Source organism: Paraburkholderia ultramafica (assembly GCF_902859915.1).
Lineage (GTDB): Bacteria > Pseudomonadota > Gammaproteobacteria > Burkholderiales > Burkholderiaceae > Paraburkholderia > Paraburkholderia ultramafica.
In genome coordinates this window covers 55,324-68,496 of record NZ_CADIKK010000026.1, presented here as the reverse complement: position 1 = coordinate 68,496, position 13,173 = coordinate 55,324, and the positions used below count along the sequence as shown (strand labels likewise).

General features: G+C 63.3%; 12 protein-coding genes. 6 read left to right on the top strand and 6 right to left on the bottom strand.

The window, feature by feature from the left end:
• Positions 1 to 46 precede the first annotated feature (46 nt).
• Both HV744_RS24955 and HV744_RS24950 read right to left on the bottom strand, forming a co-directional pair.
• On the bottom strand, positions 47 to 1,036 hold the full coding sequence (locus tag HV744_RS24955; RefSeq protein WP_175152047.1) for a zinc-dependent alcohol dehydrogenase family protein: 990 nt from the start codon (positions 1,034 to 1,036) through the stop codon (positions 47 to 49).
• Between the two features lie 52 nt (positions 1,037 to 1,088).
• Positions 1,089 to 2,204, bottom strand: a complete 1,116-nt coding sequence (locus HV744_RS24950; RefSeq protein WP_175152046.1) for an alkene reductase — start codon at positions 2,202 to 2,204, stop codon at positions 1,089 to 1,091.
• A 499-nt stretch (positions 2,205 to 2,703) separates the two neighbouring features.
• Between HV744_RS24950 and HV744_RS24945 the strand changes: the two genes are divergently transcribed.
• A complete protein-coding gene (locus HV744_RS24945; RefSeq protein WP_175152045.1) occupies positions 2,704 to 3,276 on the top strand; it encodes a winged helix DNA-binding protein in 573 nt (190 codons plus the stop codon).
• Positions 3,277 to 3,325: 49 nt separating this feature from the next.
• On the opposite strand, the gene HV744_RS24940 is transcribed toward HV744_RS24945, so the two are convergent.
• Genes HV744_RS24940 through HV744_RS24925 form a run of 4 tightly spaced genes read right to left on the bottom strand, consistent with a single transcriptional unit; the run spans position 3,326 to position 8,515 of the window.
• Positions 3,326 to 4,723, bottom strand: a complete 1,398-nt coding sequence (locus tag HV744_RS24940) for an amidase (RefSeq protein WP_175152044.1) — start codon at positions 4,721 to 4,723, stop codon at positions 3,326 to 3,328.
• A 2-nt stretch (positions 4,724 to 4,725) separates the two neighbouring features.
• Positions 4,726 to 6,081, bottom strand: coding sequence for a M20 family metallopeptidase (locus HV744_RS24935; protein WP_175152043.1), 1,356 nt, complete (start codon positions 6,079 to 6,081; stop codon positions 4,726 to 4,728).
• Positions 6,082 to 6,117: 36 nt separating this feature from the next.
• Positions 6,118 to 7,140: a ring-hydroxylating dioxygenase ferredoxin reductase family protein gene (locus tag HV744_RS24930; RefSeq protein ID WP_175152042.1), complete on the bottom strand. Its 1,023-nt coding sequence runs from the start codon at positions 7,138 to 7,140 to the stop codon at positions 6,118 to 6,120.
• Positions 7,141 to 7,165: 25 nt separating this feature from the next.
• Complete coding sequence (locus tag HV744_RS24925; protein ID WP_175152041.1) at positions 7,166 to 8,515, bottom strand: aromatic ring-hydroxylating dioxygenase subunit alpha; 1,350 nt, start codon at positions 8,513 to 8,515, stop codon at positions 7,166 to 7,168.
• A 494-nt stretch (positions 8,516 to 9,009) separates the two neighbouring features.
• Between HV744_RS24925 and HV744_RS24920 the strand changes: the two genes are divergently transcribed.
• From HV744_RS24920 to HV744_RS24900, 5 genes are all read left to right on the top strand, one after another.
• Positions 9,010 to 10,050, top strand: a complete 1,041-nt coding sequence (locus tag HV744_RS24920) for a porin (RefSeq protein WP_246279188.1) — start codon at positions 9,010 to 9,012, stop codon at positions 10,048 to 10,050.
• A 115-nt stretch (positions 10,051 to 10,165) separates the two neighbouring features.
• Positions 10,166 to 11,281 carry an alcohol dehydrogenase catalytic domain-containing protein gene (locus tag HV744_RS24915; RefSeq protein ID WP_217469155.1) on the top strand — a complete coding sequence of 372 codons (1,116 nt, stop codon included), beginning with the start codon at positions 10,166 to 10,168 and terminating at the stop codon, positions 11,279 to 11,281.
• A gap of 28 nt (positions 11,282 to 11,309) precedes the next feature.
• Complete coding sequence (locus HV744_RS24910; protein ID WP_175152039.1) at positions 11,310 to 11,843, top strand: cupin domain-containing protein; 534 nt, start codon at positions 11,310 to 11,312, stop codon at positions 11,841 to 11,843.
• Positions 11,844 to 11,885: 42 nt separating this feature from the next.
• The gene (locus tag HV744_RS24905) at positions 11,886 to 12,383 is read left to right on the top strand and encodes a bacteriohemerythrin (RefSeq protein ID WP_246279187.1); all 498 of its coding nucleotides are present in this window, start codon (positions 11,886 to 11,888) and stop codon (positions 12,381 to 12,383) included.
• Positions 12,384 to 12,403: 20 nt separating this feature from the next.
• Entirely contained in the window at positions 12,404 to 13,147 is a 744-nt protein-coding gene (locus tag HV744_RS24900; protein ID WP_175152038.1) for an SDR family NAD(P)-dependent oxidoreductase, read from the top strand.
• The last annotated feature ends 26 nt before the right edge of the window (positions 13,148 to 13,173 follow it).

Here is a 13,173-nt window from a genome sequence, read left to right as displayed (position 1 = left end):
CCGAAAATTGACGAACGCGTTTGCCGGGACGATGGTCGTATCTCAGCTACACCGTCACGACGATCTTGCCGAACTGCGCATTGTTCTCCAGATAGCGATGCACTTCCACCATCTCATCGAACCTGAACGTGCGATCGATAACGGGTTTGAGTGCGCCACTCTCCAGACCCTTCAGGACATATTCCACGGCGGCCTTGCGGCGCGTTTCGTCGCCGCTGGTCAGCCAGATATTGTGGCCCTTGATGGTCAGCATTTTTGCGATCATCTCCAGCACCGGGATCGCTGTATTGCCCCCGGCCAGTGCGCCGTAGAGGTAAGCCGTGCCCTGGAAGGCGAGCGCCGTGATCAGCTTCGGGAAGTTCGGGCCGCCGACCGGGTCGAAAACGATGCGAGCGCCCTGGCCGCCTGTGATGCGCATGACTTCCTGCACCAGATCGACCTCATTCGTAGCAATCACGTGCGCCGCGCCCGCTTCAAGCAACTGCTGCTTCTTGGCCGAAGTGCGCGTCAATGCGATGGGTGTAGCGCCCGCGCAGGCGGCGATCTGGATCGCCGCAAGCCCCACGCTGCTCGAAGCCGCGGGAATCACGACGAAGTCGCCTTCGCCAACCTTGGCGTCCTCGATGAGCGGACCGTAGGCCGTTGTGAACATCATCCACACCGACGCGGCTTGCTCGAACGAAAGCGACGCCGGGTGCTTGATCACCGCATAGGACGGGATGGTGATGACTTCGCCGTAAGTGAAATACTGATTCTGCGAGAACGAAGGCATCACGCTGACCGCGTCACCCACCGCGATGCCGGTGACGTCAGCGCCAACCGCATCGACGATGCCGGCTGCCTCATACCCCAGCCCCGCCGGAAACCTGACCGGCTCGATATACACGTCGGTGCGCCACATCGACTCCGCGCGGTTGATGCCGATTGCCTTGACTTTGATGCGAACTTCGGAAGGTCCGGGTGCCGGGACATCCGTCTCGATGAATTCGAGGACGTCCGGGCCGCCGGCTTTTGCGAACTTGATCACGCGTGACATACGAGCCTCCTGAGTCAGAAATTGCGGGGTGAATGAAGGGTGAGGCTTTGAGTCACTCGGCCTCGGTGGGTTCAAGCGTAGGCGACCAGGCCGGGAAATCCGAGTAATGCTTTTCGTCGCCGCCCCAGAAGGCAGCGCGTACATACGGTGTAAGCGGCAGCTTGTGTTGCAGACGGTACGGCAGGTCCGGGTTCGACGAGAAGTGACGGCCAAACGCGACCAGGTCTGCATCGCCAGCGGCCACGATCGCTTCGGCGCTTGCACCGTCGAAACCGCCGGCGGCGATGATTGGACCGCTGAAATGCGGACGCAGATACTTCACGGCAACAGGCGGATGATCTTCGTGCAGCGTGTCGTCACCCTTGATGCGCGGCTCGATCACGTGCAGATAGGCCAGCTTGTAGCCGTCGAGCACTTGCGCCACGTAGCTGAAGGTTGCTTCCGGATTGCTGTCGGAGATGCCGCCCCATTGACCCGACGGTGAGATCCGTACGCCAACCCGGTCGGCGCCCCACACCGAGATCAGCGCTTCGACGGCTTCGCGCAGGAAGCGCACGCGATTCTCGATCGGGCCGCCGTATGCGTCGGTGCGCTTGTTGGTGCCGTCCTGGATGAACTGGTCGACCAGATAGCCGTTCGCGCCATGCAGTTCGACGCCATCGAAGCCGGCATCGAGCGCACGTTGGGCCGCGACGCGGAATTCTTCGATGATGCCGGGGATCTCTTCGATTTCGAGCGCACGGTGCGGCGAAGCCGGAACGAAACCGTCTTTGGTGAACGCCACGCCTTCGAACGGGACGACCGAGGGGGCCACCGGCGCGACGCCGCCCGTCATGTCGACGTGGCTTTGACGGCCGCCGTGGATGAGCTGCATGAAAGCGCGGCCGCCTTTGGCGTGAATGGCGTTGGCAATGGCCTTCCAGCCTTCCGTCTGACCGTCGTGATAGAAGCTGGCAGCGCCCAGATAAGAGCGGGCCGGTACCGAGATGCTGACGCCTTCGATGATTTCGAGGCCGCCTTCCGACGCGCGCTGGCCGTAGAAGTCGGCCATCATCGGGCTGGGGATGTCGCCGGGCTGGATGGTGCGCATGCGGGTCATCGGTGCAAGAACGACACGATGCGAAAGGGTATAAGCGCCGACCTTCTTCAGAGTGAACAGATGAGCCATGATCTTTCCTTTAACGGTACTGAGAGCTTGACGTCCGACTGGGGTGTCGATTCGTTGAAGTGGAATTTATCCATTCCGTACCGCTTCGATAAGACAGGTGAACGGGATATGAATCATTCCAATCGAGGATCAATCACGGCGCGAGAGCGGCCGCGAAGGCACCGGTTGCAGCTTGCTCGGGAAGCGGGGGCTGACAACGCGCGATAACCTGCGGCACGTTCGGTCTCAACCGCCGTTCGCCCCGCCCGGGTTCAGGACCGTTCTCCGCGCTGGCGGCTTCCACCTTCGCGCAGCATACCGTTCGAGGATTGGTACACTATCGATTCAAAACCAATCGGTAGTTGATAAAGAATTCGGCAAGCCAATCCCTCGCGTGCGTTTCCGGCCAGCAGACCACGGCCCACCGCCAGGACCACGCGTGGCGCACGAAACCTATTCACGCGCCCGTGCCGCCGCCCAGCGGCATTGGCTGTTTAAATCATCAAAGGTTGATCGAAGCATGGAACCCAAGTTCTACCGCGGCTGGCACCTCGCAAAATCGGACATGGAATACAAGGCGACAGAGTTCGAGTGGGCGCTGATCCGTTTTTACGAGTCGTTTTCGCGTTTCGTCCAGACGACCGGCATGATCACGATCGCCGCCGATGTCGATATCAAGTATCAGGAGCACGTGATCCTGCACGTGATCCGCATGCAGGATCGCCCGAAGAACAGCGCGACGATTGCCCGGCTGATGAATCGGGACGATATCCCGAACATTCAATACAGCCTGCGCAAGCTGGAGTCCGTCGGGCTGATCGAAAAGCTCAAGGACAAGAACAGCAAGACCTACTCGTACAAGGCGAGCGAACTCGGCGTCAAGCTCACTGACGAGTACTACAAGGTCCGGGAAGAGATATTGATCAAGCGCCTCGAGGAGATCGCCGATGTCGCCGAGAAGTTCGATCGCGGCGCGCGCTTCATGTCCCTCCTGACAGGCATCTATGAAGAGGCGGCGCGCGATTCGGCGACCATCACGCCGCAAACCGACGAGCCGCCGCCGAAGCCGAAAAGTTCACGCAAGTCGGCCTGAGCGGGGAGAAGCCGCCGGCACCCGCGCGGCACGCCGGCTCGCGCGAGCGCTACAGCGCCGGATGGCGTCGATGCCAGTCCGTGGCGTTCTGGAACGCGATGCCGGCGCGGCACAGCAGCGCCTCGGCGCCATGCGCGGCGACGAACTGGAAGCCGATCGGCATGCCGCTCGCGGTGAGTCCGCATGGCAGCGTGATCGCAGGATGACCGCTGGAGTTGAACGGCGCGCTGAACTGGATCAGGCGGGCGTTGAGTTCCGGATCCTGAGCGAGTGCGCCGAGTTGCTCGTGGGTCGGCGCGGCGAACGGCTGCACGGGCACGATCAGAAGATCGATCCGCGCCATCAGGTGGTTGATTTTTCCGCGCAGCGCGGCGCGGTTCAGCAGGACCTGTTGATACTGCGTCCCGCTGGTTTCACGCCCAATCTCGATGAGGCGGGTGAGCGCAGGCCCATAATCCGCTGAGAGCCGCGGATACGTTTCGGCATGAGCCACTGCCACTTCGACGCCGCAGTTGATCTGCCATTCATCGACGACCGTGCGTACCTCGGGAAAGCGAACCTCCTCGACCCTGCCGCCCAGCGACGTGACCACCTCGACGACCTGCGCGAGCGCGCGCACGATGACTTCGTCGGTGCCGTTGTTGTTCCACTGAGGATCGATGCCGACCTTCAGTCCTTGCAGATCGTGCGCGCTTTCGGGCAAGGCGAGCTTCGGCTCGGGCAGCGAGGTCGGGTCCAGCGGATCGTGGCCGGCGATCGCCCCGAGCAGCAACGTGGCGTCGGCGGCGCTGCGGGCCATGGGTCCTGCGTGATCGAGACTGGGGCCGAGCGCGAACACGCCGTGACGGCTCACACGTCCCCATGTCGGCTTGATTCCCGTGAGACCGTTGGCCGCCGACGGGAAACGAATCGAGCCGCCCGTATCCGTGCCAAGCGCCGCGTAGCACAGGCCCGCGGCCGTCGCGACGCCGGAGCCGCTCGACGAAGCGCCGGCCCAATGGCCCGCATGCCACGGATTGACCGGCTCGGCGATCTCCGGATGGTGGGTCGCGAATGCGCCCTCCGTGAGCTGGAGCTTGCCGAGCAGGATTGCACCGGCATCGCGCAGCCGCTTGACGGCAGTGGCATCTTCGGATGGGACGAAGCTGCGATGGATTGTCGTGCCGGCCGCGGTCGGCGAGCCCGCGCTCCAATACAGGTCCTTTACCGCTACAGGCACGCCGTGCAGCGGGCCGAGGTGCTCGCCTGCCAGCAATTTCCGCTCGGCTTTGCGCGCCGCGACGAGGGCCTCCTCGCGCATCACGTGCGCGTAACTATGCAGTGTGGTGTCGAGCCGCTCGATGCGCTCGAGCATCGCGCTCGTGACTTCCACCGGAGAGATCTCGCGTGCGGCGATCAGGCGCGCGAGCTCGCCGGCTTCAAGGTAGTGCAGGTCTGAACGGGACATGGTCAATCTGCCTCCGCGCTCAAATGCGCGGATCGAAGTCCGAGCTCCGCGCGCTGCCTGGTGAGCGTGTCGATCACCGCGTACATGATCTTGTGCGCGCAAGGCATCAGGTCGGGAACATAGGTCGCGCCCATGCCGCCGAGTCCCTCGGCCACTGGCAGCGGCGAGCCTTCGGCGGGCCAGGGCCAGCCGATCCGCGCGGTCGGAATGCCGAAGCGGCGCAACGCGGCGCCATCGGTCTGGCCGCCGAGCAGGTCGGGTGTCGGATGCGCGCGCTGTTCGATATGCTCCCAGCCGCGCCGTGCGGACTGGACGATCCAGTTCGCCGGCGAGGTCGTGCCGCCGGGGACGGAGCCGTACATTTCCCAGTCGAGATCGAAATCCGGATGACGTTCGCGCAGCGCAGCGACGAACTGGGCGAACTGGGCCTTCACGTCACCCGGTGTGGTACGCGGATTGATTCGGATATCGAAGAAAATTTCGGTGACGGCCGAAGGAAACGCAGGACGCTCAGGCCAGCCCGCGCGCACGCCCGAGATCCAGCCATGCGGCTTGACGGCGCCGGACGTATTGCGCTCGGCATAGTCGATCAGCCATTGCTCGAGTTCGAGAATCACGTGCGCGGCCGGCACGACCGAGCTGCGGAAACCCGGCGTTTCGCGCGGCACACCGGCGTAGCCCAGCGTGCCCTTGACCTTCAGCTTGAACCAGCCCATGCCAGGCTCCTCGTGATAAACCCAGTTCCAGGGCTTCATCACGATCGCGAAATCGGGCGCGACGCCGCGGCTCAGCAGGTGCGTGACGCCGGCGGACATGCCGGCATGGTCGCGCGCGGCGAGATCGACCGGCATGCCGCCGTCCGCCATCGCGACGATCAGGTCGCCGATCAGCGGCACCTCGGCTTCGATCAGTGCGGTCGCCACTTCGGTTAGCGTGGCGATCATGCCTTTCGGGTTCGACGCGCCGAGGCCGTAGACCCAGTCACCCTCGCTGCGGGCTTGTGGCTTGAGGTCCGCGTAGTCGGGCGGTCCGACCCACGGGTCGTCACTGGCGTCGCCTTCGAGGTGGGTATCAATCGGTGCGTACAGCATCAGCGCCGCGCCACCGCCGCTGCCGCGCTTCTCGGCGACGACATTGCCGGTCCGCTCGTTCATGGGCCGGTAGCTGGCGTTCATGCCGACGTTCGACAGATGGCGGGCCATGAACTGGCTCGCTTCGCGTGCCGCTCCGGTTGGGCTGTGGATGTCGGTGAGATCGAACAGCAGCGCTTGCAGCCGCCGTGCGTCGAGTTTTGCACAGGCCTTCGCGTACCAGGCCTGCTGCTCGGGAGAAAAGGGCAATGGGGTGGTGCTGACCACGAGTGATACCTCCAGATTCTGCTGCGATGCGCGTGGTCAGTTCGACGGTGCGAACTGTTCGGCGTAGATGTTTTCCGGGCGCAGGCCGAGCGTCACGAGCTTCGTCGTCGCGGCCTCGATCATGCGCGGCGGCCCGCACAGATAGGCCACGGCGTTCTCATGGGTCACGTCGGCGTCGCGAATCGCGTCGACGGGATTGCCGGCCAGCAGGTCGCCGCTGGCGTGATGGTCTACCGAAATCCGCGTCGTGAGATTCGGCAGCCATTGCTTGCGCAGCTCCAGGTCATCAAGGCAGAAGAGCTGCTCAGGCGTCGCGCAGCCGAAGCTCAGCAGGATCGGCGGCTTGCGGCCGGGCTGGCGGCGCAGGCTGTCGATCATCGACAGGATCGGCGCGAGGCCCGTGCCGCCCGCGACCATGATGTGTGGCGCAGGAACCTTCTCACGCAGGAAGAAACTGCCGAACGGTCCCTCGATTTCGAGGACGTCGTCGGGTTTTGCGTCGAGTTCGAGCCACTTCGACATGACGCCGTCTTCAAGCACGCGAATCAGCAGTTCGATCTTCGGCAGATCGGACGCGGTGCTGGCGGGCGAGTAGCTGCGCGTGACGTTCGTGCCCGGTACGCGCACCTGAATGAACTGCCCCGGCTTGAAGTCGAGCCAGGCGCCTTCGGCCAGTTCGAGCCGCAGGCGCACGACGTTCGTTGCCACCTTGTCGACGCTATCGACGAACGCATGCGCCTGCACCGCCTGGGTGGCGCCGGCATCGCTTGCGTAGTTCAGCGCGAACGTGCAGTCGGTTTCGGCTTCGGTCAGGCACAGCAGGCGGTCGCCGGCGTCGTATTCGCTGCGCAGGAGCGTCGAACTGGCGCCGGCACGCATGCCGGCGCGGCCTTCGACAAGCTTTGCCATGCAGCTGGAACAGGATCCCGATCGACACTGGTGGATGACCGGGATGCCTGCCGCGAGAGCGGCGTCCAGCACGCTCTCGCCCTGCTGCACGGCAACCGATGTCGCTTTCCCGTCGCGGAAGTTGAATGTGACGTTTCTAACGGAAGACATACGGATACCTTCAGTGCTGCTGTGATTACTGGTTTTCTTCAATCTTTTCGACGAAGTAGGCGGGACGCTTGCCGTCTGCCGTCCGCTTCATGCGGATGCTCGACGCCTTGATGGTGCCGTCGACCCCACGGCCCGGCCTGGCGATGCCGCGATTCCAGCGCGATGCGATCTTGCGCCACGTGATCGGCGAGACATCCGTCGAGACCAGTTGTTCGTTATCCCAACCGGTGCCGTCCGCGTAGAAGTCCTGCATCGCTTCGCGTGCATACAGATCGCAGTTGTTGAAACCGTGCAGGCACAGCGGCTTGAACAGATAGTCGTAGCGATACTTGAAGTCCTTGCGCTCTTTCTCGGTCGGGCACACACGCGCGAGGATTTCCCAGTACTCGTAGGTGTCGTCGGTGATCGGCACATACCACTCGAACTGAACGACATGCTCCTCCGGCCAGTTCTCGACCATCAGCACGCCAGGCAGGAACACCGAGGTGCGGTACGGACGGGCGTTCACATTCTCGATCTTCAGGTCGACCCGCTGGTTCTCGAGGATGGGATTCCATTTCTCGGTGAAGAGCCATTGCACGAGACCCTTGGGGCCGTTCTCGTCTTCGACCGGCGCGATGCAGTCGTCCGCGGTCGGCACGATGCCTAGCGGCAGCACCCAGTCTTTCGCGTGAATGATCGCGTTGTCCTTATGGACGAGGATGTGCGCATTGTCGAAGCCGTTTTCGCAGGCGATGCGCCAGTTCGCGTAGCCGGTGCGGTGCATGCCGTAGGCAACAATGTCCTTGTCCAGCAGACTCGGCGCGGACGGCCACAGCGGGTGCGGGAAGCGCTCGTCGTTCTCCGGGAAGCGGATCGGCAGGTCGTGCGCAAGCGGCGGCACGTCTTCGTCGGGATAGTCGTCCTCGCGCACGAAGACGAAGATCATGCCCGCTACTTCCTCGACCGGGTAGGTCGTGAGGCCCGTCGTGCCAACCAGCTTGTCGTCCGGATTGCCGGCGATCGTCGCGAGCTTGCCGCTTTCGAGATCGAACGTGAAGCCGTGGTACCAGCAGCTGATGGTGTCCTTGGTGAGGCACATCGGTTTGGCCGACAGGCGCACGCCGCGGTGCACGCACTGGTCCTTCAGCGCATGGATCTTGCCGTTCACGCGGCGCAGCACGATCTGCACGCCGCAAATCTGGATGCCTTCCACCGCATCTTCCGGCAGTTCATGACTGAACAGCGCCGGATACCAGTGATTGATGAATCCCCACGCCGCGTCCTTGTAGGGCTGGTATTGGCTCTGAACTTTCGCGTCGTTGACGCGGGCGTCGCTGATCTCGTTCAGTCTCTGGCCGGTGCTGCGCCGGCGCACGATGGGCGTGTCGCTCATTGGGGGCTCCTGGTGTGTGAACGGAGGGCGTCGTGAAGGCTCACGAGCGCTGATTTTGTACAGCCCTCGGCGGTTCGCCATGCGTGCCGCATCCGATGCTGCGAGCGAAGATTACGCAAACACAAATTGACAGTCAATTTGTTTTCAATCAATCTTTCGTCGTGAATTGATCGTCAGGCGATCGATCATGAATCGCCTGAGAGCTGGCGAAGGCCGGCGGGACGGTGCTCAGCGGCCTGTACGAGGGATGGGGAGTCACATCGGAGGCTAGCGCCGCATCAGGGTAGTCCCTGGCGATGTGGCGGACTCCGGGGGGCGCAGGCCATCGAGTCCTGCGTCTCACGCCACGTATTCGCCGAGCGATGCGAAGTGCCGCTTCGGGCCGTGGCGCGCATGAGATGACGGCAGGCAGCCGGCGAGCAGCCGCAATGAAGACTATTGACCATAGAGAGGAGACTGCGGTGAAGGTAAGGAACTCTGTACTACTGATTGGAATGGCAATCGCTGCAAACGCTCATGCACAAAGCAGCGTGGAAATCTACGGAATCATCGATACCGGGGTGATGTACGCATCGAACGTGGGCGGCCATAGCAATTGGCTGGCCGACCCGGATACGATCGCCCCCAACCTGTTTGGCTTTCGCGGAACGGAAGATCTGGGCGGCGGGTTGAAAGCGATATTCAAGCTGGAGGGCATGTTCAGCCTGAACAACGGTGCATCCGTCAACGGGCTTTTCGGCCACGAGACCTATGTGGGTCTGCGCGACGACAGGTGGGGCACGCTGACGGCCGGCAACCAGATCGACTTCATGTTCTATTCGCTGGTCGTCGATCACTGGGGCTCCGCATTTCCCTTCGTCAATTCGATGAGCCTGCGGCAGGGTTCGTTTTCGGGGCTGAATATACCGGGGCCGCCGGGCAACAACTCATTCGACTTCGACCGCACGCTCGGCGCGCCAATCGAGAACTCCGTCAAGTACATGAGCCCCACGATTGGCGGTCTGTCGGCCGGGGCCCAGTACAGCTTTGGTGGGCAGGCCGGTTCGTTCGGCCAGAACAGCGCGCAGAGCTTCGGGCTCAACTACCACATTGGTGCCGTGGCACTGAACGGCGCGTACACCTACGTCAAATATCCCGAGCTGAACAACGGCAATGACGGCATCCGCAACATGGGGCTCGCCGCTTCGTGGGCCGTGGGCCCGACCGTGCTGGCCGCGATGTATACGAGCACACAAAACACAGAGAACGGTGCGCGTGTCTCGGTGTACGAGACCGATGTGAACTGGACCGTCTCGCCGTTCCTGCACGCGAATCTCGCGTATCAATACATGAAGGGTAACGACGTCCTGAAAGGTCAAAAGGCCCATCAGGAAACGCTGTCGTTGATCTATTCGCTGTCCAGGCGCACGAGCATCTATTCGGCACTCGCTCTTCAGCAGGCCTCCGGCGGTCCCGCATGGATTTCGCTGGTGCCCGGCCCAGCATCGGGCGGCCGCCAGACGGCGGTGGACATCGGACTGCTGCACGTGTTTTGACGACACAACGAACCTGCGCAGGTGCTGCGTCCGGCTTGCTGCCGATTCCAGCACCTCGCTTCACAGCTGGCGCGAGCCGGTCATGACTCATCTGATCCCTACAGGAGACGTAACGATGAATACGACCTCTAAGATGCGTGCAATGCGTGTTCATGAACCCGCCGGCCGCTTCGTGCTGGACACGATCCCGCGCCCCGAACTGCTGCGCTCGACCGATGTGCTCGTCGACGTGAAGGCGTCCGGCGTCGTGCCGAACCTGCGCAACGTGATGAGCAATTACGGCGAGCGTGCGTACCTCACGGTGCCGGACCTGCCCGCGATCTACGGACTCGATGCCGCCGGCGTGGTCGCGCAAGTAGGCAGCGCCGTGACTGGCATCGCGCCGGGCGAGCGCGTCTACATCAACCCGGGCCGCTCGTGCGGATCGTGTCACGCGTGCCGGATCGGCGAGCCGATCAACTGCGTGGCGTTCACGTTTCAGGGCTACTTCGGGTTTGGCCCGCAATCGAAGCAGATGTATCGGCAATACCCGTACGGCGGCTTCAGCGAGTTCGCGACGGCGCCAGCCGACGGGCTTGTCAAACTGCCGGAGCAGGTGAGCTTCGAGCAGGCAGCGCGCTTCGGCTACCTCGGCACCGCGTACTCCGGGCTGCGCAAGGCCGGTGTCGGCGCGGGCAGGACTGTGCTGATCGTGGGAGCAAGCGGCACGCTGGGGCTCGGTGCCGTGCAGATCGCGCGGGCGATGGGCGCGACGCGCATTCTGTGCGTCGCCCGCAACGAGGCGTTTCTCCAGCGCGTGCGCGCACTCGACCCGCAGCGTATCAGCACGTTTTCGTATGGCCAGGGATCGCTGGCCGATTGGGCGCGCGAGCAAACCGGCGGTGTGGGTGTCGATGCGGTGGTCGACGCGATCGCGCCGGGTGCGTCGCATCAGGTGACGCTCGACAGTATCGCGGCGCTCAGGCGCGGCGGCCGGCTCGTCGAGATCGGCGCCATGACTGATCCGTTGCCCATGAACCTGCACGAAATGATGTGTGCGCAGGTGAGCATCGTCGGATCGCTCTGGTTCTCGGTTGCCGAGGGCCAGGACCTCGCCGCGATGGCCGCGGCCGGCACGCTCGACCTGAGCGTATTCGAACATCACCGCTATAGCCTGGACCAGGCGAACGAGGCTCTCGCGGAAGCGGAAAAGCGGGCGGGCGGTTTCGTCAACGTCGTTGTCGTTCAGTGAATAACCCCGAATCAATCAGGAGAACATCATGGTAAGACGCATCGTGACAGGCGAGAAAAACGGCAAGTCGGTCTTCGCCTCGGATGGCCCCGTCCCCAGCACGCATGACTATGCTGCTGTACCTGGCTTTCAGACCACGCTCGCATGGGCGACGCTGCAAGGCGTAGCGGCGCTCCCGTATGACGGCCGCGACCCGGTGGTCGAGATCCGGCCGGTCGTGCCCGATCCGCATGGCACGCGCCTGCTGGTTGTGCAGTTTCCGCCCGATAGCGCGCTCGATTCCGTGGACTTCGACCCGGTCGCAGCCGCTCAGGAGTACGAGGCGCATCTGCCGGGTCTTGCGCAGGCCTTCGAGCCGGACGGCTCGGGCATGCACCGCACCACGACGGTCGATTACGACATCATCGTGTCGGGCGAACTGTGGCTCGAACTCGATGACGGCGAGATTCGCCATCTGAAGGCGGGTGACATCGTGGTTCAGAACGGGACACGGCATGCGTGGCGCAATCGCGGCACCGTGCCGGCGGTCATGGTGGCGGTGTTGATCGGCGCCGCAAGGTAAGCAAGCCGGTCGGTGTCGAACAACGAAGTGGGAGAGTAACCGATGAGTCAGCAAGAGGATCGTCCGCAGGACGGACCGCCTACGGCACGACGCGCCGAAACGCTGGAATGGAGCGATGCGATGCTGCTTGGCCATGCGCCGATCGACGCGGCGCATGAAGAGTTTGTCGAAGTGGTGACGGCGCTCGCCGACTGTACGCAGCATACCGCGCTCGGTTGTCTGCAGGCCGTGGACGCGCATCTGCTGTCCCACTTCGCGATCGAGCAGGCATGGATGGAGAAGTCCGGCTTTCCGGCTGCGGATTGCCATCTCGACGAGCATCAACGAGTGCTGGACGCGGTGCAGAAAGTGAACGCACTCGCTGCCGTGGGTGAAGTCGGCCTGCACGATGTAAAGCGTCTGGCACAGGCATTGGCGGACTGGTTTCCTGGCCATGCCGACTACATGGACTCGGCGTTGTCTGCGTGGATCAACAAGAAGATGCATGGCGGAGCGCCCGTCGTATTGCGGCGCGATCTGCAGGTCGCAGTGGCGGCCTGAACGAGGTGACGGAGCTAAACATGATCATGAAAGACCAGGTGGGACTCGTGACCGGCGGCGGTTCGGGCATGGGCCGCGCGGCGGCGCTCGCGCTGGCGCGCGAGGGGGCGCTCGTCGTGCTCGCCGGCCGGAGCGAAGACAAGCTCGCGGCCGTGCGCGACGAAATCGTGCGCGCGGGCGGCCAGGCGGAAATCCGTTGTGCCGACGTGTCGCGTCGCGAGGACAACGAGGCGCTCGTGGCCTTTGTCGAGTCGCGTTTCGGCAGACTCGCCTTCGCGTTCAACAACGCGGGCGGCCACGCCGACTTCAAGCCGATTGACCAGACTTCGGTCGAGGAATCAGAGTGGGTGATCGATCTGAACTTCAAGGGAGTCTATTACGGCGTCAAGTATCAGGTTGAAGCCATGCTGCGCAGCGGCGGCGGCGCCATCGTCAACAACGCGTCGATCTTCGGCCTGCGCGGCATGAACGGGATCGCTCACTACGTTGCAAGCAAGCACGCGGTGGTCGGGCTGACCCGCGCCGTGGCGAAGGAGTACGCGGACCGCAACATCCGCGTCAACGCGGTGTGTCCGGGCGCGACCGAAACACCGAACTATATGCGATCGACCCATGGCGACGTTCACTTGCTCGACGACATGATTCCGATGCGCCGGATCGGCCAGCCTCACGAGGTGGCCGATGCGGTGCTCTGGCTACTTTCGGAGCAGGCGGCATACGTGACGGGCACCACGCTGTCTGTCGATGGCGGTATGACGATCTGATGCTGTCGCGTCAGGTTCACAGGACA